The sequence below is a fragment of the Acrocarpospora macrocephala genome, assembly GCF_009687865.1.
In the GTDB taxonomy this organism is placed as follows: Bacteria; Actinomycetota; Actinomycetes; order Streptosporangiales; family Streptosporangiaceae; genus Acrocarpospora; species Acrocarpospora macrocephala.
Map to the genome: position 1 here is coordinate 34,003 of NZ_BLAE01000060.1, position 22,365 is coordinate 56,367.

14 protein-coding genes are annotated in these 22,365 nt (G+C 69.4%); 10 read left to right on the forward strand and 4 right to left on the reverse strand.

Going from position 1 to position 22,365, the window contains the following annotated elements; translation table 11 throughout:
- The first annotated feature begins 177 nt into the window (after positions 1–177).
- Genes Amac_RS40145 through Amac_RS40160 form a run of 4 tightly spaced genes read left to right on the forward strand, consistent with a single transcriptional unit; the run spans position 178 to position 3,720 of the window.
- On the forward strand, positions 178–2,418 hold the full coding sequence (locus tag Amac_RS40145) for a sensor histidine kinase (protein ID WP_155359667.1): 2,241 nt from the start codon (positions 178–180) through the stop codon (positions 2,416–2,418).
- Entirely contained in the window at positions 2,411–2,824 is a 414-nt protein-coding gene (locus Amac_RS40150) for a roadblock/LC7 domain-containing protein (RefSeq protein ID WP_155359668.1), read from the forward strand. Before Amac_RS40145 ends, Amac_RS40150 begins: the two co-directional genes overlap by 8 nt.
- Positions 2,814–3,167 (forward strand): DUF742 domain-containing protein, encoded by a 354-nt coding sequence (locus tag Amac_RS40155; RefSeq protein WP_155359669.1) that lies wholly within the window; start codon positions 2,814–2,816, stop codon positions 3,165–3,167. Before Amac_RS40150 ends, Amac_RS40155 begins: the two co-directional genes overlap by 11 nt.
- Complete coding sequence (locus Amac_RS40160) at positions 3,148–3,720, forward strand: GTP-binding protein (protein ID WP_155359670.1); 573 nt, start codon at positions 3,148–3,150, stop codon at positions 3,718–3,720. The genes Amac_RS40155 and Amac_RS40160 overlap by 20 nt, the downstream gene beginning before the upstream one ends.
- Here Amac_RS40160 and Amac_RS40165 read toward each other — a convergent pair.
- The gene (locus Amac_RS40165) at positions 3,709–5,520 is read right to left on the reverse strand and encodes a WD40 repeat domain-containing protein (protein WP_155359671.1); all 1,812 of its coding nucleotides are present in this window, start codon (positions 5,518–5,520) and stop codon (positions 3,709–3,711) included. The two genes, Amac_RS40160 and Amac_RS40165, sit on opposite strands and share 12 nt — an antisense overlap.
- Positions 5,521–5,648: 128 nt before the next feature.
- Positions 5,649–9,101: a discoidin domain-containing protein gene (locus tag Amac_RS40170; protein WP_246269017.1), complete on the reverse strand. Its 3,453-nt coding sequence runs from the start codon at positions 9,099–9,101 to the stop codon at positions 5,649–5,651.
- 267 nt (positions 9,102–9,368) lie between these two features.
- On the opposite strand from Amac_RS40170, the gene Amac_RS40175 reads away from it, so the two are divergent.
- From Amac_RS40175 to Amac_RS40200, 6 genes are all read left to right on the forward strand, one after another.
- Positions 9,369–11,828: a glycoside hydrolase family 3 C-terminal domain-containing protein gene (locus tag Amac_RS40175; protein WP_155359672.1), complete on the forward strand. Its 2,460-nt coding sequence runs from the start codon at positions 9,369–9,371 to the stop codon at positions 11,826–11,828.
- A 198-nt stretch (positions 11,829–12,026) separates the two neighbouring features.
- A complete protein-coding gene (locus tag Amac_RS40180; RefSeq protein WP_155359673.1) occupies positions 12,027–13,376 on the forward strand; it encodes a DUF1996 domain-containing protein in 1,350 nt (449 codons plus the stop codon).
- Positions 13,377–13,772: 396 nt separating this feature from the next.
- Positions 13,773–17,012, forward strand: a complete 3,240-nt coding sequence (locus tag Amac_RS40185; protein ID WP_170322907.1) for an AAA family ATPase — start codon at positions 13,773–13,775, stop codon at positions 17,010–17,012.
- A 124-nt stretch (positions 17,013–17,136) separates the two neighbouring features.
- Positions 17,137–18,153 carry a DUF4124 domain-containing protein gene (locus tag Amac_RS40190; RefSeq protein ID WP_155359675.1) on the forward strand — a complete coding sequence of 339 codons (1,017 nt, stop codon included), beginning with the start codon at positions 17,137–17,139 and terminating at the stop codon, positions 18,151–18,153.
- Between the two features lie 122 nt (positions 18,154–18,275).
- The gene (locus tag Amac_RS40195) at positions 18,276–18,971 is read left to right on the forward strand and encodes a ThuA domain-containing protein (protein WP_155359676.1); all 696 of its coding nucleotides are present in this window, start codon (positions 18,276–18,278) and stop codon (positions 18,969–18,971) included.
- Positions 18,956–20,038, forward strand: coding sequence for a Gfo/Idh/MocA family protein (locus Amac_RS40200; RefSeq protein WP_155359677.1), 1,083 nt, complete (start codon positions 18,956–18,958; stop codon positions 20,036–20,038). The genes Amac_RS40195 and Amac_RS40200 overlap by 16 nt, the downstream gene beginning before the upstream one ends.
- A gap of 75 nt (positions 20,039–20,113) precedes the next feature.
- On the opposite strand, the gene Amac_RS40205 is transcribed toward Amac_RS40200, so the two are convergent.
- Together Amac_RS40205 and Amac_RS40210 are read right to left on the reverse strand one after the other, a co-directional pair.
- On the reverse strand, positions 20,114–20,779 hold the full coding sequence (locus Amac_RS40205) for a DUF1989 domain-containing protein (protein WP_155359678.1): 666 nt from the start codon (positions 20,777–20,779) through the stop codon (positions 20,114–20,116).
- Positions 20,780–20,820: 41 nt separating this feature from the next.
- Positions 20,821–22,359, reverse strand: coding sequence for a hydantoinase B/oxoprolinase family protein (locus tag Amac_RS40210; protein ID WP_155359679.1), 1,539 nt, complete (start codon positions 22,357–22,359; stop codon positions 20,821–20,823).
- Positions 22,360–22,365 lie beyond the last annotated feature (6 nt).

A 22,365-nucleotide genomic window follows, 5' to 3' on the forward strand; every position in this document is an offset into this window, starting at 1 on the left:
GAGTGCACTCCGTGATTCACATTCCGCGCCGGCACCGGTGTTTCCGGCAGTTGAGCGGAGTTGCGGGCGGGGCAGGAGGAGAACTATGTTGCTCTGATTGTGGCGGCGCATAATCAGCGCTGCCGTGCGTTCGGGGGCGCTGCATGATGGCGCCAGCACCCGAGCGAGACGAGAGCCATGGGTTTCAGACGTGACACCATTCGGTCCAAGGCGTTCTCCCTGCTCGTGGTCCCGCTGCTGTCGCTGACGGCGATCTGGGCCTATACGGCGGTCACGGCCATCGGCGAAGCGACCACGCTGCTGGGGATCGCGGCACGTTACAGCTCCTATCTGGGTCCCGTGGAGGGCCTCAACAACAACATCCGCGAAGAACGCAGGCTCAGCGTTGTCGCGCTCCACGACGATGACGATGACCGCGCGCGCGGCGAGCTGACCAGGCAGCGCAGGGCCACGGACAAGGCCCTGGACGTGTTCCGGGCGGCCACCGCCGAGCAGGACCCGCAGACCCTGCCTGAGCAGACCACCGAACTGATCACCCAGTTGGACGGGCTGTCGGCGACCCGGCGGTCGGTCGACACGGGCACCAGCACCGGCCTGACCGCGATGCGCGTCTACAGCGACCTGGTGGACGGGATCTACAGCTTCATGGCCGGTCTGGCCCGCAACGACGGCATGTCGCTGGAGCAGTATTCGCAGATCCGCTCGCTCGGGTCGCTCGAACTGGCGGTGGACCTGCTGGCCCGCGAGCAGAGCCTGATCGCCGACGCGGTGGCCAAGAAGGATCTCGCGCCGTCCACCCACACGGCCTTCAGCGAGCTGGCCAGCAGTCGGAAGTTCCTGCTCCGCAACGGCCACAGCGACCTGAGCCCGGAGTTGCGCGTGGAGCTGGAGCGGATCTTCGCGCTGCCCGTGTACAGCGGGGTGGTGGCGGGCGAGGACCGCATCATCGCGTTCGTGCCGACGCCGGGCGAACTGCCGTACGAGCTGGAGCAGTGGGTTCGGGACGCCGGCGAGGTGAGCGCCGCCATCGAGCGGGTCACCGCGGCCGCGATCGAGCGCGCGCTCGACGACGCCGAGTCCCGGATCACCGCCGTGTTCACCAGGACCGCGCTGATCAGCGGCCTCGGCCTGATCGCGGTCGTGCTGTCGATCCTGGTCTCGGTCCGGTTCGGCCGCCGCCTGGTCCGCGAGCTGAGCGACCTGCAGGAGTCGGCGGTCGACATCGCCAGAACCCGGCTGCCCGATCTGGTACGGCGGCTGCGCGGCGGCGACAGCGTGGACCCGGCCGAGGAGACCCCCACCATGGCGGAGGGGCGGACGGCCGAGGTCAGGCAGGTCTCCGAGGCGTTCAACTCGGTGCTCAGCGAGGCCGTGCGGGCCTCGGTCGGGCAGGCGGAACTGCGCCGCAGCGTCGGCCAGGTCTTCCTCAACCTGGCCAGGCGCAGCCAGTCGCTGCTGCACCGCCAGCTCAGCCTGCTGGAGGTGATGGAGCACCGGGAGGAGGAGCCGGAGACGCTGGAGGACCTGTTCCGGCTCGACCACCTGTCCACCCGCATGCGCCGCCACGCCGAGAACCTGATCATCCTCTCCGGTTCCGCGCCGAGCCGCCGCTGGCGGGAGCCGGTGCCGATCTTCGACCTGGTCCGCGGCTCGGTCACCGAGGTGGAGGACTACACCCGGGTCACCGTGCACGAGATGCGGCACGCGCCGACCGTGGTCGGCACCGCCGTCACCGACCTGATGCACCTGGTGGCCGAGCTGATCGAGAACGCCACCGTGTTCTCGCCGCCGGGCACCCGGGTGTTCGTCCGCGGCGAGATCGCCGCCAACGGCTACGCCATCGAGATCGAGGACCGCGGCCTCGGTCTCGAGCCGGCCAAGCTGGAGGCGCTCAACCGGCGGCTGGCCGAACCGCCCGAGTTCGACCTGGCCGACAGCGAGCGGCTCGGCCTGTTCGTGGTGGCCCGGCTGGCCGCCCGGCACGGGGTGAAGGTGGTCCTCCGCCCGTCCCCGTACGACGGGGTGACGGCGATCGTGATGATCCCGCCGAGCATGCTGGCCGCCGCCGACGAGCGCGCCGGAACCATGCCCACCCGCCCGGTACGGCACCAGCCACCCCCGCCGCCACCCCCGGCACGCACCCCACCGCCCACGCCGTCCGCACCGCCGCCGCCGCTCGTCGTGAGCGAAGACGACGATATGGAAGGGTTGCCGCAGCGGGTGCCGCAAACTCATCTCGCCGCCCAGTTGCGGGGCGCCGAGCCGGAACGGCCGAGCAACCAAGCTGACATCGACGCGTCCACGGCGGAGCGGCGGGCCGGTCTGATGACGGCCATGCAGCGCGGCTGGGAACGCGGGCGCAGGGAAACGGGTCAGCCCGACCTGTACGGCACACGAAAGGACACGACGGATGGCTGAACTCGCGAAGGAGCTGGACTGGCTGCTCGACGACCTGATCCGGCGCACACCCGGTGTCCTGCACGCGATCGTGCTCTCCGCGGACGGGCTGGCGATGGGCGGCTCCCAAGGCCTGACCCGCGAGGACACCGAACATCTGGCGGCGATCGCGGCCGGCAGCCACAGCCTGGCCCAAGGGGCGGGGCGGCGGTTCGGGGTCGGCGGGGTCCGGCAGACGATCATCGAGCTGGACGCGGCGTTCCTGTTCGTCACCGCGGCCGGGGACGGCGCCAGGCTGGCCGTCATGACCGCCGCGGACGCCGATCTCGGGGTGGTCACCTACGAACTGACCATGCTGGTGAAACGGGTCGGGGAGCATCTGAGCACGCGACCACGGGCCGCGAGCGGGCAGGTTCATGGGCGCTGAGGAAGACCCGGGGCCGCTGGTCCGCATGTACGCGGTGACCGGCGGGCGGGCCCGGCCGATCGGGGAGGCGTTCGACGTCGTCGCGGTGGTGACGACGCTCGGCATGCCGTACGAGCCGGTGGGGTTGTCGCCGGAGCACATCACGGTGCTCCGGATGTGCGTCCGGCCGACGACGGTGGCCGATATCGGCGTGCACCTGCGCCTGCCGCTCAACATCACCCGCGTGCTGCTGAGCGACCTGCGGCGGGAGGGCCTGGTGTCGATCGACCGCCCGGTGGCCTCCGCCGCCGCCATGAACGAGCGGATCTATCAGGAAGTGCTCAATGGACTACGCACGCTCTGAGACCTTGGCGATCAAGATCCTGGTCGCGGGCGGCTTCGGCGTGGGCAAGACCACGATGGTGTCGGCGGTGAGCGAGATCCAGCCGCTGCACACCGAGGAGCTGCTCAGCGACCGCAGCGCGGCGGTGGACGACACGACCGGGGTGGAGATGAAACTCACCACCACGGTCGCGCTCGACTTCGGCCGCATCACGCTACGCGAGGGCCTGTGGATCTACCTGTTCGGCACACCGGGCCAGGACCGCTTCTGGTTCATGTGGGATGAACTGTCCATCGGCGCCCTCGGCGCGGTAGTGATCGCCGACACCCGCCGCCTCAACGAGGCGTTCCCCGCGGTGGACTACTTCGAACAACGAAAAATCCCATTCGTAGTAACCGTGAACTGCTTCGACGGCGCCCGCCGCCACTCACCGGAGGCCGTGCGCAAGGCCCTCGCCCTACCGGAACACGTGCCGGTGGTGCTCTCCGACGTCCGCGACCGAGATTCGGTGAAGGAGATCCTGCTCACCCTGGTACGGCACGCCCGCGAGCACGCGCCCTCGTTAACCGCCTAGGTCCCACATCCGGATCCGTTCGTCGCGGCCGGCCCGGATCAGCAGGGTGCGGCCGTTCAGGTAGGTCAGCTCGATGACGCCGTAGCGGCGGTCGACGCTGATCGGCGGGCCGAGCTGGGTGCCGTCGATCAGGTTCCAGACGCGGGCCGTGTCGTCCTCGGCGGTGGTGACCGCGATCGGGCGGTCGCCGATGACGCCGGTCCTGATGTGGACGATCGTGCCGTCGTGGCCGTTGAGCTGGCGGAGCTCGCGGCCGGTGCGCAGGTCCCAGACGCGGACGACGGGGCCGGCGCCGCTGAGCACGAGGGTCGTGCAGCTCACCTGGGCGACGTCGGGCCGGGCCTCCCGGGAGCCGGGTGAGCGCACGTCGAGGATGGTGCCGAGGCGGCGGCCGGTGTACAGATCCCAGATCCTGATCCGGTTCCTGACGTCGATCACGACGTCCCGGTCGGCCAGCTGGGTGACGACGGCGCGGGTGACCGGCTGCTCGCCGGTGATCGGGATGGGCGCGCCGATCGGCGCGCGGGTGGCCAGGTCGCGCAGGCGGACCCGGCCGGACTCCTCGCCGAGATGGGCGGGGCGACCGTGGAAGGAGAGAATCCAGCCGGCGCCCAATCCCGGCAGTATCGGTTCGAGCGCACCCGTGGCTCCGAGCTCCCAATAACGCAACTCGTCATCCCAGGTACTCAAAATTGGCTTCATCCCCGGAATGTCAGTGAAGAGCGGATATTTCACCGTTGGGGCAGTATCACGCAGGACCTCGACGCGTTGGCGGGTGGCCAGGTCCCACACCATGACCGTGCCGTCTGCGCCGCCGGAGACGAGGATCCTGCGGCCGTCGCGCTCGGCTACGGCGAAGGACTCGATCTCGTCGGTGTGGCCGATCGGGGTCGTGGCGGCGAGCTGCGTCGCGGTGGTGAGATCCCAGAGGCGGAGCGCGTTGTCGCCGCCTCCGGTGAGCGCGACCGGACGGCCGTCCAGGTCGCCGACGGCCAGGTGGACCTGGTCGTAGACCAGCCGGGTGTACCCGTTGGGCTGCGCGGGCGGCGGGTGGCCGGGCAGCCGGGCGATCTCCTTCCGCGTCGCCGGATCCCAGAGCGAGACCGTGCCGGCCGGCGGATAGGCGGTCCCGAGCTCGTAGCGGTCGGTGCCGAGGTTGACGGTGAGCAGCACGGCCCTGCCGCCGATCGTCGCCGTGCGCACGGTCGAGAAGTCGCCGTCGATCTTGCCGGCCTTCGTCCCCGAGGCGAGGTCCCAGAGGGTGACGTCGTCGGGGCCTGGTTCGTTCTCGTCGCCGCCGTTGTCGTTCACGGCCGCGGTGAGCCTGCCGCCAAGGGTGAACAGGACCATCGCGTGGACGTTGTTGTCCTCGCCGAGATACATGATCGGCGCGATCAGGCGGCCGGTGCCCGCGTCCACGACCCGCAGCTCGTCCCCTGCCGTGACGCGTACCGTCCGGCCGTTCAGGCGGCCGGTCCGCACGTCCTCGGTTTCACGGCCGATCTCGCCGCCGCGCTCGGGCTCGCCGAGCGGCGTCAGCCCCGGCAGCGCCCAGGCCCGCAGGGTGCCTTCCTGGCCGGTGCTGACCGCCACGGTCCGGTCGCCGCGCCGCTCGAAGCCGACGCCGGTGATGTTGGTGTGCTCGTCGCCGCCGAAGGTCTGCGCCGGGCCGAAACCGGCGGGGGCGGCCGTGCGGGGCCGCTCGTCGCAGAACTTCTGCGGGTACGGCCAGCGAGGGCCGGCCGTACTCGCGGCGGACGAAGCGCGCGGGACGACTCCGGCCACCAGCAGGACTGCCACGAGCAGCAATCTCCTCATGTCAGTGAGATCACGAAATGTCGCCCGTTGTTCGCGTTGAGACCTCATCGTGACATGCGTTCTCCGCGGCCGTCGCGCTCGCGCTGGTCGAGCGCGACGGCCGTCCCGGATCAGCTGTAGACGCCGAACTCCCAGAGCGAGTAGCCGTAGGGAGTGCCGCGCTGGGTCATGTTCACCCGGACGTATCTGGCCGACACGTTCAGGTCGATGCCGTCGAAGCCGCCGTCACCCGTGGTGGTGGTGAAGGCGTTGGTCCAGGTTGTGCCGTTGGGCGAGGTCTGGACCTGGTACGCCTTGCCGTACGCGGACTCCCAGGCGAGTTGCACGTGCCTGATCGCGGTGGTCGCGCCCAGGTCGACCTGGATCCACTGTGGGTCGGCCCACTCGCTGGCCCACCGGGAGGTGTAGCTGCCGTCGGTGGCGCGGTTCGGGGTGAAGGGGCCGCCGTCGCCGGTCGCCTGGGACGTGGACGCGGTGGTCGGCTTGCCGATCGCCACGTTGGTGCCCTGGACCACCGGTGGCACGACCCGGAACGACTTCTGCTCGATGCCGACGTTGCCGTGGCCGTCGTACGCGTAGACGTACACCTTCCAGACGCCCATCTGCTGCGGCGCGGTCACCGTGAAGCGGCCGGGCGCGGTCTGGGTGAAGCGCACGTGGTCGAAGCCGCGGTTGCCGTTGATGTGCTTGTTGCTGTACATCAGGTTGTATCTGATCAGGTCGCCGTTGGGGTCGGTGGCGTTGGCCTCCACCGTGAACTGCTGTCCGGCGGGGACCGCGATGGGGGTGCTCACCGTCATCGAGGTGATCTCGGGCGGGGTGTTGGCCGAGGCCACGCCCGAATAGGCCTGCTTCAGCGCGTGGTAGCCGTGCCGCCGCCAGCCGCCGGTGAAGGTGTTCAGCCAGACGCCGCCGAAGTCGTTCTCCAGGCCGTAGTGGAACTCGGTGGCCCCGAGCGCGACCCCGGTGTGGCCGTGGATGGCGTTCCAGCTGGCCGTGTACATGGCACGTTTCTGCAGGTCGGTCGGCTCGGTCGGGACGCCGTTGACGTCGTTGGGGACCTCCCACTCGCCGTCGGGGCCGGCCTCGGTGACGATGTAGGGCTTGGTGTAGCCGCCGCTGATCCAGTCGGTGCGTACGGTGCCGATCGCGCCGTAGGAGTTCACCGCGAGCAGGTCCAGCGACGGGGAGTGCGCCTTGTAGTACGTCCAGGCGTGGGTGTACGCGTCGGTCGAGGTGACCGGGTGGTTCGGGTCGGCGGCGTGGATGGCGTCGGCGACCTCGTTGACGAACTTCGCGTACGCCACCCGGCGGGCCTCCACCACGTCGGCCGGGAGACCATGGTCCTGCATGGTCAGGATGACCTCGTTGCCGACGTCCCACATCAGCACGCCCTGCCGGTTCTTCAGCGCGTTGACCCGCGCGACGATCTCGTTCTTCACGCTCGTCTTGTACGCGGTGTCGTTGACGTAGTCGGCGCCCTGGTTGAGCCAGTGCCCGACGATCACCTTGATGCCTTGCTGGGCGGCGCGGTCGAGCAGGACCGGCGTCTGGGTGTCGTCCACGCCCCAGGTGCGGATCGTGTTGACGCCCATCGCCTTGAGGTCGCGCATGTAGCCGTCGGCGGCGGCCTGCGGCGGGCCGTAGGTCAGGCCCTTGATCTCGTACGGCCCGCCGTTGACGGTCAGCTGCCAGTTGCCCTGCGTTCCGGTGACGCGGACGACGCTCGGGCCGGCCGGAGTGGCGGGGTCGGTCATCGGAGTGGGAGTCGTCCCGGATTGGCGGGCGACCGAAACCCAGTCGACGTTGAGCGTGCCGCCGGAGGTGGTGTCCGCGGTGGGTGTGGTCGTGCCCGCGAGCGCGTTCGGGAGGGAGCCGCCGATGGCCAGGTCGAAGCGGAGGTAGAAGCCGTGGTGCACGGCGGCCTGCCAGGCGGTCACGCCGACCTGGCTCTCGCGGACCACCCAGGTCTGGCGGCCGTCCAGGGAGAAGCGGATCTCCTCGTCCTGCTTGGTCCTGTCGATGATCTGCGTGTACTCGTGGTAGCCGGTCTGGCAGCCGTCGCAGGAGGCGAAACCGCTGGTGCGGCCGTTGTACTCGTTGCAGACGCCGTCGGGGGCGGTGCCGCAGTGGAGGGTGTTGGCGAGCTGGTTGCGGCCGTTGACATTCGTCATGATGTCGGTCTCGCCGACGGTGGGCCAGTTGTTGTAGTTGCCGCGGTAGGCGGCGCCGGTGGCGCGGAAGCCGGGCCAGTAGCCGAGAGGGTTGGCGACGTCGGGCTGCTTGAGGCGGGCACTGAAGCGGAGCATTTCACCGGGTTGGGGGGCGAAGTCGGTGCGCTGGGTTTCGACGCGGCCGGAGGTCCAGGCGCCGACGCCGTCCTTGAGGGCCTTGATGGCGAGGGTGCCGGTGCCGTCGAGGGAGACGTTGGCGGTGGAGGCGGACATCGTCTCTACTTCGCCGGTGCCCCAGTTGGCTGCGCCGCCGGGGTATTGGGTGCCGGTGCGGAGGAGCCAGTTGGCGGCGCTGGGGGAGGTTCCGGCGGGGCCGGTGAAGTCGTCTCGCCAGACTTCGGTCCAGTTGCCGGGGTCGGGGGACGGGGAAGGGCTGGGACTCGGGCTGGGGCTGGGGCTTGTGGTGGTTCCCGCGTGGACGGCGAATTCGTAGAGGGAGTAGCCCCAGCCGGTGTTGCGGGCGGTGCCGTGCATGCGGATATAGCGCCCGCTGCCGGAAATATTCAGGGTTTGTGTGCCGCCGGTGCCGGTGGTGGTTGTGTAGATGTCTGTCCAGGTTGTTGCGTTCGGGGAGGTCTGGATTTTGAAGGCGGTGGCGTAGGCGCCTTCCCAGGTCAGGACGACCTTGCAGATCTGGTAGGTCGTGCCGAGGTCGATCTGGAGCCACTGCGGGTCGCTGTAGGCGCTGGACCAGCGGGTGACGGTGGGGTTGCCGTCGACGGCGGCGGAGGCGGGGGTTCCCGCGTTCTCAATCGAGGAGGCGGTGGCGGGTTTGCCCTGGGCGATGTTGAGGGGGTCGCAGGTGGCGGTGGGGGTCGGGGTTGGCGTTCCGGTCGTGCCGTACACCTGGAATTCCCAGAGGGAGTAGCCGTAGCCGGTGCCGCGGGCGGTGCCGTACATGCGGATATAGCGCCCGCTGCCGGAAATATTCAGGGTTTGTGTGCCGCCGGTGCCGGTGGTGGTTGTGTAGATGTCTGTCCAGGTTGTTGCGTTCGGGGAGGTTTGGATCTTGAACGCGGAGGCGTAGGCGGCTTCCCAGGTCAGGACTACCTGGGAGACCGTGGCCGTGGAGCCCAGGTCGACCTGGAGCCACTGCGGGTCGCTGAAGGAGCTGGCCCAGCGGGTGCCGGTCAGGTCGCCGTCGACGGCGGCGGACGCGGCGTAGGCGGCGCCCTCGGAGGAGGAGGCCGTCGCGGGCTTGCCCTGGGACAGCAGGGTGTCGGCGGCCAGGGCCGGGGTGATGAGCGCCAGGCCGGCCGCGACTAGTGCGGCGATCATGGCGGTGACCAGGCCTAATCGCAGACGGCCTGAGCTGGGTGACGGGTGCACGGGCTCTCCTCGGAACGGGGGGTGCCGGCCGGGACCGGGAACGTTGGGGAGAGCGCTCTCCATACCGAGAGATTGGCGCTGCCGGACAAGGGTTGTCAAGGGGGGATCGTCCCAATCCGAAATGTTCCGCTCACTTTCCCGACACACGATTTTTCTGGATTTATCGGCGTGAGGGGTTCTGAGCTTGGCCATTGACACGGATCGGAGCGGGCCCTGACCCTAGGGCCTAATGGAGAGCGCTCTCCGTACTCGACGAGAGGACCTGGCGTGATCGACGACGAGCTCGACCACCTGGTGGAGAAACTGGACCTGGCGCAGAAGGTCCGGCTGCTCGCCGGCGCGACGGTGTGGCGTACCCACGCCGAGCCCGCCATCGGGCTGCGCGCCATGATCAGCTCCGATGGGCCGGTGGGAGTGCGCGGGGAAGGCTGGGACGAGAGGAACACCTCGCCGACCCTGCCCTCGCCCACCGCGCTTGCCGCGACCTGGGACGAGGACCTGGTCGAGCGGCTCGGCGCGCTGCTCGCCGCCGAAGCCCGGCGGAAGGGGGTGCACATCCTGCTGGCGCCCACGCTCAACCTGCACCGCTCTGGGCTGGGTGGTCGCCATTTCGAGTGCTTCTCGGAGGATCCGCTGCTGACCGGGCGGATCGGCGCGGCTTACATCCGGGGCGTGCAATCCGGCGGGGTGGCGGCCACCGCCAAGCACTTCACCGCGAACGACTCCGAGACCGAGCGGATGACGGTCGACGTCCGCGTCGACGAACAGGCCCTGCATGAGCTCTATCTGGCCCCCTTCGAGGAAGCGGTCAACGCCGGAGCCTGGGTCATCATGTCCGGATATAACGCGGTAAATGGGACGACGATGTCGGAGAGTCCTCTGCTCGCGGATCCGTTGAAGGAGCGCTGGGGGTTCGACGGGGTCGTCATCTCCGATTGGGGCGGAGTGCGCTCCACTCTGGCTTCTGCACGGGCCGCGCAGGATCTGGCCATGCCCGGTCCGAACGCGTACTGGGGTGACGCTCTCCTGGCCGCCGTACGATCCGGTGAGGTTCCCGAGTCCGCCATCGACGACAAGGTCCGCCGCATCCTGCGCCTGGCCGAGCGCGTGGGGGCGCTGGATCCCGGCGGAGATGACGTGATGGACGCGACCGCTGAGGGGCACCGGCCGCGCGCCCTCGCGTCGCGAGGCGGTCATGGTGACCCGGTTCCCGATCGCACCGCCGCGTTGTTGCGGCAGGCGGTTGCCGCGGGATGTGTCTTGTTGCGGAACGAGGGCGCCTTGTTGCCGCTCGACCCCGCAAGCCTGCGGCGAGTGGCCGTGATCGGGCCGAACGCGGCGGCCGTCCGGATCCAGGGCGGGGGAAGCGCCGGGGTATATCCGGATTCCGTCGTCTCGCCGCTGGAAGGCATTCGCGATGCTTTGTGCGGAACCGCCGAGGTCGCGTACGCCCCTGGGGTGTCGACAACCGATCTCCCCACACCACTGGAAACCGTGAACGCCCGCAATCCCCGCACCGGCGAACCCGGCCTGCTCGTCAGGATCCTGGACGCCGACGAAGTGGAGATCCATGCCGAACATCGCCTGACTGGCCGCCTCCTGGAACCAACCGTGGTCGACTCCGCCGCGACCGTCGAAGTCCGCGCCCTGCTAAATCCGGCTATATCCGGAAATTGGCGGCTGGCTGTCGCCGGATGGGGGCGGGTCACCCTGGAAGCCGACGGCCGTACGCTCCTGGACGAGGAGATCCCGCGCGACACCGACGACCCCGCGACCGTGCACCTGCACCCGCCCTACCGCACCGCGCACCTCGCCCTCACCGCGCAGACCCCCGTCGAACTCGTCGCCAGGCGGCAGCTCGCCCCCGACACCGGCCGCGCCACCGTACTCGCCGCCGATCCACCCCGCCTCGACGACGATCGCGAACTCGCCGCCGCCGCCGACCTGGCCCGGACCTGCGACATCGCCGTCGTCGTCATCGGCACCACCGAAGAGATCGAAAGCGAGGGCCGCGACCGCACCACCCTCGCCCTCCCCGGCCGCCAGAACGACCTGGTCACCACCGTCGCCGCCGCCAACCCGCGCACCATCGTGATCGTCAACTCCGGCGGCCCGATCGCCATGCCCTGGCACACCCAGATCCCCGCCCTCCTGCTGACCTGGTTCCCCGGCCAGCAGGCCGGCCACGGCCTCGCCGACATCCTGCTCGGCGGCACAGAACCCGGCGGCCGCCTCCCCACCACCTGGAACGATTCACCCATCGCCACAACCACCCCCACCGCGGGCGCCCTCACCTACACCGAATCCCTCGACATCGGCTACCGCGCCTGGCTCCGCCACCCCGACTCCCCCACCTACTGGTTCGGCCACGGCCTCGGCTACACCACCTGGTCGTACGAGTCCATCACCGCCGACAACCCCCTAACCATCCGCGTACGCCTCCGCAACACCGGCCCCCGCCCCGGCCGCGAACTCGTCCAGCTCTACCTCTCCCACCCCGGCCCCACGATCTCCCGCCCCCACCGCTGGCTGGCCGCTTACGCCCCCGCCACCGCGGATCCCGGCGAATGCACTGAAGTGGTCCTTCGCCTGACCGCCCGGTCGTACCAGCACTGGTCGACCGTCCACCACTCCTGGCAAACCGACCCCGGGCCTTACGTCGTCCTCGCCGGCCCCTCCGCCGGCGCCCTCCCGCTCACCACCACGATCACGCCCCCGGTCGGATGATCTCGCTCAATGGAGAGCGCTCTCCATCGAGCGGTCGTACCATCACACCGGTTTCACGCGTGTGAACTGGGGATTTCGGATTGAGCGAGTCGGGTGTCTTGACAAGGTCGGATAAGGAGGGACAGTCTCACTGGAGAGCGCTCTCCCCCTCGTGGTCCGTTTGGACGGCGGGGCACCCCCCATGCGTAAGGAGAGGCTGTGCATCCATCCAGAAGATCGGGTCGGTATCGGTTAGGCCTGGTCGTCGCCACCCTGGTCGCGCTGGTCGGCGCGGGACTGACGGTCGTCGGCACCGCGTCGGCGGCGGACAGTTTGTTGTCGCAGGGTCGGCCGGCTTCGGCGTCGTCCACTGAGGGCGGGGGCTACGGAGCCGGGGCGGCCGTCGACGGGAACAACGGGACCCGGTGGGCCAGCGCGTTCAGCGATCCGCAGTGGATCCAGGTCGATCTCGGGGCCACGGCGACGATCTCCCAGGTCGTGCTGGCCTGGGAAGGCGCGTACGGCAAGAGCTTCAAGATCCAGACATCCCCCAACACCACCACGTGGACGGACATCTACTCCACCACGACCGGCACCGGCGGCACCCAGACCCTCAACGTGACCGGTTCCGGACGCTACGTCCGCATGTACGGCACCGCCCGCGGCACCGGCTACGGCTACTCCCTCTGGGAGTTCAAGGTGTACGGCACCGGCGGCAGCGGCTCCACCCCCATGCCCAGCCCGACCTTCACCGACGAGGTCACCCACCACGAGTTCCAGGCCAACTGCGCCTTCACCCAAAACCGCCCGGACGACCCGATCGTCTACCCGGGCCTGCCGGGCGCGTCCCACATGCACACCTTCGTCGGCAACACCACGACCAACGCGAGCAGCACGGCGGCGTCCCTCCTCGCGGGGAGCACCTCCTGCACCAACCCGCACGACCGCTCCGCCTACTGGTTCCCGAGCTTCTACAAGGGCGCCGACCTGATCCAGCCCATCGGTGACCAGGTCATCTACTACAAGTCCGGCATCCTCGAATACTGGCGGGTCCAGTCGTTCCCGCAGGGGCTGCGGTTCGTGGTCGGCAGCCCGACCGCGACCCTGGAGCAGTTCCGCGACTCCCCCGGCACCGTCGAAGGCTTCGAATGCGGAAATATCTCCTTTAGCTGGGATATTCCGACCAACTGCCCGGCGGGGAGCCAGGTGAACGTCCGCTACCAGGCGCCCAGCTGCTGGGACGGCGTCAACCTGGACAGCGCTAACCACAAGTCTCACATGTCCTACCCGGTCAGCGGCTACTGCCCGGAGTCCCACCCGGTCGCCGTACCGATGCTCGAATTCAAGATCGCCTTCCCGGCGAGCGGCGACCTCACCCAGGCCCGCCTCTCCAGCGGGCGCGGCTACACCTGGCACTACGACTTCTTCAACGCCTGGGACAACCCCGCCATCCTGCAGGCCCTGGTCACGCACTGCATCAACGGCGGCCTCCAGTGCAACCCGCGCGGCTACGACCAGTACAAACCCCACCGCGGCGCGGCTCTCACCCCCGCCTTCGAACTCCCCTGACCCCGAAGAAACGCTGACCCCGACGAACTCTGACACCGACGAACCCTGACCGCAAAATCCTGACCCGAGGAATCCTGACTCGAGGAATCTCGACCCCAACGAAACGCTGACCGCACGTGCCCGGACCCGGCACCCGGCGCACCCGGGCCCGGGCACGTGCCCCACATATGCTGATTTAGCTCGATATTTCGCCTCAATGGCGGTGGCGACCGACATGTGCGCCGACGACCTCTGACCGTGTCCTTCCGCGATGCCCTGTGGCACTGTCGGTGAATGGGATTCGATCCGAATCCACGGCCGCCGCGTCCAACCACCGCCGATCAAACCGAACGCTCCGCCTTAACGGCCGTTCAGCGGTTCAATCGTGCGTACGACGGTTGTCCACGGAGGCGAGGCGTGATCGTGCCGGAAAGTGGTTTCGTCGGGCGGGAACGCGAACTCGCCGTTCTCAACCAGGCCTGGGAGAGCGCCCAGCACAACGAGACACGGATCATCAGCATCGACGGCGATCCGGGTATCGGGAAAACCGCATTAGTACGCCGTTTCCTCCGCGAAGCCAAACCGGAATCCCTCGTCTGGGCCAGCGGCGACGAAGCGGAGATCGATCTCCCCTGGGGTGTGCTCACCCAGATCGCCCAAGCCCTCCCGGCGATCGGATCCCCGAGCACCCCCTGGGAGGCGCGCGCGGACCCCGTGTTCATCGGCCACGCGCTGGCCCGCGAACTGCAGGACCGCAAGGATCTGATCCTCGTCATCGACGACGCCCACTGGGCCGACCGCCTCTCGCTGGCCACCATCCGCCTGGCCGCCCGCCGCCTGCTGGCCGACCCGATCCTGCTCATCGTGATCCACCAGACGCCCGGCCCGCTCGACCGCATCATCCACGACGGCCCTGCTCCGACCCTCGACGACAACTGGCGCCGCCTTTTCGACTCCGACCGGGGCCTACGCCTCTCCCTCCACGGCCTGACCGCCCCCGACCTGATCCGCCTGGCCGTCGATCACGGCCACCCCGGCCTCTCCCCCGGCGGCGCCGCCCGCCTCCACACCCACACCGGCGGGCACCCCCTGCACGCCCGCCACCTCCTGAACGAACTCCCCCTCCACGCCATCAACTACGGCCACGGCCCTCTCCCCGCTCCCCGAACCCTGACCACCACCCTCAGATCCCACCTCGAACGATGTTCCCCCGCGACCCGAAACGTCCTCGCCGCGGCTGCCGTCCTCGGCACCAAATCCACCCTCACCGCCCTCCGCACCCTGATGGAAACGCCGACCCTCGCCACGGAGGCGATCGAGCCGGGCCCACTGGGGGATATACCCGGATCGCCAGTTGCCGAGGAGACCTTCAGAAAGGCCGTTACCGAGGCGATCGACCTTCGCCTGCTGGAGGAGGTGCCCGGCTCGGCAGGAATGGAGCTGGGATTTCCCGGAACGATGGTGCGAGGGCTGGTCTATCACGAGATCGATCGCGGCTGGCGGCGCGAGTTGCACCGGCGGGCCGCGCGGCGGGGTGGAGCCGGAGCGCTATGGCATCGGATCGCCGGTGCCGAAGGGCAGAACGAGGAACTGGCCAGAGATGTCGAACGGGCAGCACGGGATCAACTGGCCCAGGGCTGGATACCACTAGCGGCCATGCTGTGGCGCCATGCCCTGGAACTGACGCCAGCAGGGCCGACGCGGGGACCTCGGCTACTGGCGGCGGTCGAGGCGTTGCTGGTAGCAGGGGATATCGCGACAAGCCTGGAATATCAGGGCGAGGTTGCCAGCCTCTCATCGGAAGGCGATATCCAGCGACAAAGCGAAATCGCCGACCGGCCATCGGGGCACGAAATCCCCCGACCGGGCGAGGCCGCCAGCCTCACATCGGACAGCGGCATCCCTCGAACGAGCGGCGTTGTCGGCCTCTCATCGGAAGGCGGCATCCAGCGACAAAGCGAAATCGCCGACCGGCCATCGGGGCACGAAATCCCCCGACCGGGCGAGGCCGCCAGCCTCACATCGGACAGCGGCATCCCTCGAACGAGCGGCGTTGTCGGCCTCTCATCGGAAGGCGGCATCCAACGACGAAGCGGGGTCGCCGACCGGTCGCGGGGGGACGGAATCTCTCGGCCGGGCGAGGTCGCCGACCTGTCGTCCGGGGACGGTATCCGGCGGTGGGCCGACTATGTGCTGGGATATCAGCTTTTGCTGACCGGGCAGGTTGGCGAAGCGGCGGGGGCGTTGCGGCGGGCGTTGGTGTCGGGTGAGCGGCACGTGCGGGAGCCCGTGGATCTGGAGGCCAGGATCGCGTCCCAGTTGACCATCCTCGGCGTGCTGACCGTGTCGTACCCGGAAATGATTCAGCACGCGACGACGGCGGTGGCGACCGCGAAGGAGCCGTGGGTCGCGGCGTTCGCGTGGTTTGCGAAGTCGATCGGGCTGGCGGTGGTCGGGCGGAGCGGGGAGGCGCTTGCCGCGCTCGCGGGGGTGGACGCGCCGGGGGCGCCGTCGGGGCTGGACGGGCTGGTGGCGCGGGGGATGATCCGGCTGTGGACCGATGACTTGGAGGGCGGCCGGAGCGATCTGGCGTCGGCGGTGAACCGGGCCACGCGGGGCGAGCCGTTGCGGGTGGGGCAGGCGCTGGGCTTTCTCGGGGAGGCCGAATACCGGCTGGGCGCGCTCGGCGAGGCCGTGCTGCACGCGGAGCTCGCGGTCGGTGACGCGGAGGACAACAGCCGCGTCTGGGACTACGCGATGCTGCACGCGATCGCCTGCTATCCGCTCGCGGCGCAGGCGGAATGGGCCAGGGCCGAGGCTCACGCGGAGCAGGCCACCAGGTGGGCGCGCCAGGTGGGAACCCCGGCGGGGGTCGTGTACGCGGCGGCGGCGCAAGCCGTACTCGCTCAGGCCAGGGATGACGCGGCGTGGCTGCTGGCGGCGGCCGAGAAGGCGGAGGCGATCTATCCGGTGGAGGAGCCGGGCACGCACCTGCTCGGGCCGGTGCTGGCGGACGCGCTTTCGCGATTGGGAAGAGCCACCGAAGCCGCCGAAGCGCTGGCGCGGTTCCAGGTTCGGCTCGGGTCGTCTCGCCGCAGGTCGGTCGAGATGTGTGTGGCCCGGGTGAAGGCCCAGATCGCGGCCGCTTCCGGACGGCACCAGGAGGCGCTGGACGAATACCGCGTCGCCCTGCGAATCGCCCGGGAGACCGGCATGCGCCTGGAAGCGGCGCGGATCGAACTGTCCGTCGGCCGGTGCCTGCACGCGCTGGGCCGCCGCGCGGGGGCCGAACGTTCCTTCCGTATCGCGATTGAACGGTTCACCGCGATCGGCGCGAACGCCTACATAATCCAGACCCTGGACGCCGCCAGCCAGGCCGGAATGACCTTGGACGCGCCCCCGGCCGCGCTGGCCGCTCTCACCCCCGCCGAACGCGCGGTCGTCACGCTGGCCGCCGCCGGGAATTCCAACCGGGAGATCGCCGAACGCCTGGTGCTCAGCGTGAAAACCATCGAATTCCACCTCACCAACGTGTTCAGAAAACTCGACATCGGCACCCGCGACGAACTCCGCCAGGTGCTGCCAGAACCAGGGTGGCCACACGAAATCCCTGGGGTTCACCCCGGAAGCCCCGGCAGCACCCGCGACCTACGCTGATCGTCAAACCCACCCCGTATTAACGAGAAACCCATCCCAACCAGCCGCATGGACACCGTCGAGGTGATCCGCCGCTGCGGCTGCCAGATCACGTCTTTCTCATTAATAGGAGGCCTGACCCCTCATGCGCAGACGATCAGTGATCGCTTTGATCGCCACCGCCATCCTGGCCCTGCCCGGCCATTCGCTCGCCTCGTCCCACCACGGCCCCACCAACGGCTTCTCCGCCAAGGGCCCGTGGAATACGAAGATCCCCCGCTATGTACGACTCGCGCCCAACTCCCAGGCCATCGTCGACAACATCAAGCTCGACAAGGAACAGAATTTCGGCTCGTGGGCCATCAACACCGACGAATACTCGGCCCCCATCTACACCGTCGGCCGCCACACCCCGAAGAAGAAGTGGACCTTCTCCGACTGCCTCAACCTCCCCCACCTGGCCCCGGTGATCGCCGACAGCCTGGCCGCCGTCCCCACCCCACCTGACATGATCGTCTCCAAGGGCACCGACGCCTCGGTCGCGATCTACCAGCCGTCCACCGACACCTACTGGGACTTCTGGCGCGCCGAGAAGGACGCCGCCGGGAACTGGTCGGCCTGCTGGGGCGGCAAGATCGAGCACTACTCCAAGAACCCCGGCATCTTCGACAACCCGCTCGGCGCGACCGCCACCGGCCTGCCCTTCGGCGCGTTCTCGATCCGGATCGAGGAGCTCCGCCGCGGCCGCATCGACCACGCCCTGAACATCGTCACGGTGCGAACCCGAGCGAACTGCAACTCCTGGCCGGCCTCCCGCAACGACGGCTGGGTCGAAGGCGCCGACATCCCGTGCGAGGGCCAGCGTTTCCGCCTGGACCCGACCTTCGACGTCAGCACCCTCACCAGCCCCGCCGCCCGCACGATCGCCCGGGCCATGCAGGAGTACGGCCTGATCATGACCGACAAGGGCGGCGCCCTGGTCACCTACGCCGAAGACCCTCGCCCGTACATGGCCAGCAACGGCGGCGTCGACCCCTACACCCTGCTCTTCGACCCCACCGACCTGGTCCCCGACGGCGTGGAGAAATACCTCGTGCTCTCCGAGATCCCGGTCGAACGCCTGCAGGCCCTCCCCCTCGACTACGGCCGCCCCAGGCCGTGAACCGGTCGGTCCGGGCGGTAAGCGGTAACCCCCACCACGCCGCCCGGACCGTTAAGGGTTTCCCCTGATCCGCTTATTCGGGGATAATTCCGGCAGTGGAGTCCCCTGACCGGATTGGCCTCGTGAACGAGAACCGGAATGCCCTTGTGGTCCGCGGCGGCTGGGAAGGGCACCAGCCGGTCGCCGCCACCGACCTGTTCATCCCCTACCTCCGCGACCAGCACTTCGACGTGCGCGTGTGCGATTCGCCGGAACCTTACGCGGACGCCGCGTACATGGCGACCGTCGACCTGATCGTGCAGTGCCTGTCGATGGGCGAGATCACCTCTGAGCAGTGTTCCGGGCTGTCGGCCGCCGTAAGCGCGGGGACCGGTCTGGCCGGTTGGCACGGCGGCATCGTCGACTCCTTCCGGAACAACCCCGACTACCTGCACCTGGTCGGCGGCCAGTTCGCCTGCCATCCGGCGAAGCCGCCGCACGAGCAGGTGGACGGCGCGCAGGACAACTGTTTCATCCCGTATCGCGTGACCATGCTGCCCGAGGCGGCCGATCACCCGATCACCACGGGCTTGGCTGACTTCGACCTCGTCACCGAGCAGTACTGGGTGCTCGCCGACGACTACAACGACGTGCTCGCCACGACCACCCATCCGGCCCGCGCTCCGTGGCATCGCGCGGTCACCGTGCCCGCCATCTGGACCAGGAGCTGGGGTGCGGGCCGCGTCTTCGTCGCCACGCCCGGCCATGACCTGAACGTGCTCCGGGACCCCAGCGTCCGTACCGTCATCGAGCGAGGGATGGCATGGGCGAGCAGGTGAATGTCGGGATCGTCGGGTGCGGGGCGATCTCAGGGGCGTACACGGCGACTATCGGGCGGTTGCCCGGATTGCGCCTGGCGGCCGTGGCGGATCTGGACGCCGCGCGGGCGGAGGCGGTGGCCGTGGCCAATGACGCCCGTGCCCTGCCGGTAGCCGAGCTGGTCGCCGACCCCGGCGTGGATGTGGTGCTCAACCTGACCGTCCCGGCCGCGCACGCCGGTGTGGCGCTGGCCGCGATCGCCGCGGGCAAGGACGTGTACGGCGAGAAGCCGCTCGCCGCCACCAAAGCCGAAGCCCTGCAGGTCATGCGCGCCGCGGCAGCCGCAGGGGTGCGCCTGGGCTGCGCGCCCGACACCGTCCTGGGCACGGGGGTCCAGTCCGCCCGCCGACATGTCGACGACGGCCTGATCGGCACGCCCATCGCCGCCACCGCGGTCATGGTCACTCCTGGCCACGAACGCTGGCATCCCAATCCCGACTTCTACTACGCTCCCGGCGGCGGCCCGCTTCTCGACATGGGGCCCTACTACATCACTGCGCTGATCCACCTGCTCGGCCCGGTTAGCAGGGTTAGCGGCGCCGCCGGTCATGCCCGCCCCGAGCGGACCATCGCCTCAGGCCCGCGCGCGGGCGCGACGATCCCCGTGACCGTCGACACGCACGTCACCGGAATCCTCATTCACGACTCCGGCGCTCTCTCCACGCTGGTGATGAGCTTCGACGCCGCCGCGACCAGGGCGGCGCCCATCGAAGTCCACGGCGAGAAAGCATCCCTGATCGTTCCCGACCCCAACACCTTCGACGGCGACGTCCTCATCCACCCCATCGACGGCACTTGGCAGCCCCTGCCCACCCGGGCGGGCTACCAAAACGCCTCCCGAGGCTACGGCCTGGCCGACCTCACAACCACGCCACCCGGCGAACTCCCCCGTGCCTCAGCACCCCTGGCCCTGCACGTCCTGGACATCATGGAATCCCTCCTCACCTCCACCACCACAGCCCAGGCCATCCCCATCACCACCACCTGCGCCCGCCCCGACCCGGTCCCCCTGACGGAACCCTTCTAAAGTCGAACGCGGCCCGAGCGTGCCGCCACCGGCACAAGTGGGCCCGGCCATGAGGCTGGGCGTGTGCCACATTGATCACGTCTCGTCGGCCGGTCCCCCGCTCACGGTCACCTCCATCTCAGTGAGGTGGTAGGCGTTGCACGGATTGTGCTCCTCGGGGCAGTTCGACAGGCCGACGTAAACGTCGGCGAGGGCCTCCAGGACGATCCGGTCGCCGGGCGAGGTGGTCGGTTCCTTGATCTCCATCCGCCCGTCCGGGTGGTGGGCGATGTTCATGAACAGCGAGATGCACATGTCCGGGGAGATCTTCTGCGTGTCCAGCCCGAGTTCCGCCCAGTCGGCGGTCAGGTTGTCGTAGCAGGTGAAGGTCTGGCCGGTGCCGTACCGGATGGCGTTGGACCACTGCGAGCAGTAGCCGCCGGTCATGTTGTGGATGCCGTTGTCGTCGTGGACCACCCGGAACATGGGGGCGCATTTGGTCGAGTAGACCACGTGGCCCTCCTTCAGGTCCCATCTGCCGGAACTCACCCGGGAGAACATGCAGGACAGGCGCTCGTCCTGGTCATCCACCATGGCGGCGATCAGGTCCATCACCTGCTGGCCGCGCACGTCGACGACGGTCAGCGTCTGCCCGGCGCGAAGCTTGAGCGCCAGCCTGCCACGCGGCGGGACCAAGGTGGTGCCCGTCGAGGTCCAGCCGTTGCGGTCGGCGGTCCCGGTGTCGGTCATTGTGTCGGTCATTGCAGGGTCTCCATGGGACTCAATAGGCGGATGAAAGGACGTCACGGCGTGCCGAATCCGCCGCCGCCGGGGGTGCGGAGCAGAATGCGGGACCCGGGGGCCAGGACCGTCCGGCTCTTGGGCTCGGCGACCGGCACATCGTCGATGCGCAGCGCGCCGGGCAGGCCGTCCGCGCCGCCCGCGAGGCCGGGCGCCGGATGGTCGATCCGTTCGGTGAGGAAGATGATGTCCAGCGGCTCGTCATGCAGGCTGCGCAGCACGACCTCCTGGCCGTCGCCGCCGCGCCAGGCCCCCGCGCCGCCGGAGCCCCGCACGATCGTCTTCCGTTCCACCAGCAGCGGCGTCTGAGCCTCGATCACCTCCACCGGGGTGTTGGAGACGTTGCTCGGCGTGCTGAGCGTGGGATGCCCGTCCTGGCCCTCGCACGCGCCCTGCCCGCCGTTGAAGCACAGCAGCGAGGCGAACGGGCCGGCGTCGTCCCTGCCGCGTACGCCGACCACCCAGAACGGGGTGCCGGCCGCCGCCGCGACCCTGGCAGGCAGCGGGCCGAGCAGCGCGCGGGAGAGCACGGCCGGGATGGCGTGCGCCGGGAAGTTGGCGCTGAGCGCAGCGGGTTTGTCCGGATTGAGCAACGAGCCGTCCGGGATCTTGATCGTGACCGGGCGGAGCGCGCCCTCGTTGTTGGGCAGGTCGGGCGCGAGCAGACAGGCCAGGCCGTACCGGGTGTAGCCGAGGGTCGGCGAGCCGGAGTTGATGCCGTACCTGCTCTGGCCGGAGGTGCTGGCGTAGTCCACCACCATCGTGTCCCCGGCGACCTCGACGGTCACCGTGATCTGCTTGGGCTCCTCGAACCCGTCCAGCTCGACCGTGGCGCCGTAGGAACCGTCGGGGATGCCCAGGATGGCGGTGCGCACCGCGGACTCCGTCGCGGCGCAGATCCGCCGGCCCGCCTCGGTCAGGTCCAGGTCGGGGTCGTCGGACAGCATCGCGGTGATCCGCCGCACGCCGAGGGCGTTGGCCGCGACCAGCGCGTCCACGTCGCCGAGCACCTGCCGCGGCACCCGCACGTTGCGGGCCAGGATCCGCCGGATCAGCGCGTTCGGGGTCCCGCGTTCGACCAGTTTCACGGGCGGCAGGCAGAAGCCCTCCTCGAAGATGTCCTGGGCGAAGGCGCCCTCGGAGGCGCCGCCGATGTCGGAGAGGTGGCAGATGCTGGCGACGAACGCCACGATCTCCCCGTTGTGGAAGACCGGGGTGGCGGCCGTCAGGTCGGGCAGGTGGGTGTTGCCGACCCACGGGTCGTTGGTGGCGAGCACGTCGCCCGGCTCCAGCCGGTCCCGGCCGATCTCCTCGACCATGGCCCGGACCGTGCCTGCCACCGTCCCGGTGAACACCGGCACCGACCTGCCGTACTCGACCAGCAGGTCCAGGTCGGCGGTGAGCACCGCGCAGGCCAGGTCGTTGGACTCGCGGACGACGGAGCTGAACGCCGTCCGCAGCAGCACCGCCGCCATCTCGTCCGCGACCGAGATCAGCCGCTGCCAGACGATCTGCAGCGTCGCGGCATCCCAGGTCATCATGGTGGT

Coding starts and splice junctions, on each gene's coding strand:
- Amac_RS40145 (WP_155359667.1), top strand. CDS start 178: ATGGGTTTCAGACGTGACACCATTCGGTCCAAGGCGTTCTCCCTGCTC.
- Amac_RS40150 (WP_155359668.1), top strand. CDS start 2,411: ATGGCTGAACTCGCGAAGGAGCTGGACTGGCTGCTCGACGACCTGATC.
- Amac_RS40155 (WP_155359669.1), top strand. CDS start 2,814: ATGGGCGCTGAGGAAGACCCGGGGCCGCTGGTCCGCATGTACGCGGTG.
- Amac_RS40160 (WP_155359670.1), top strand. CDS start 3,148: ATGGACTACGCACGCTCTGAGACCTTGGCGATCAAGATCCTGGTCGCG.
- Amac_RS40190 (WP_155359675.1), top strand. CDS start 17,137: ATGCGCAGACGATCAGTGATCGCTTTGATCGCCACCGCCATCCTGGCC.
- Amac_RS40200 (WP_155359677.1), top strand. CDS start 18,956: ATGGGCGAGCAGGTGAATGTCGGGATCGTCGGGTGCGGGGCGATCTCA.
- Amac_RS40205 (WP_155359678.1), bottom strand. CDS start 20,779: ATGACCGACACAATGACCGACACCGGGACCGCCGACCGCAACGGCTGG.
- Amac_RS40210 (WP_155359679.1), bottom strand. CDS start 22,359: ATGATGACCTGGGATGCCGCGACGCTGCAGATCGTCTGGCAGCGGCTG.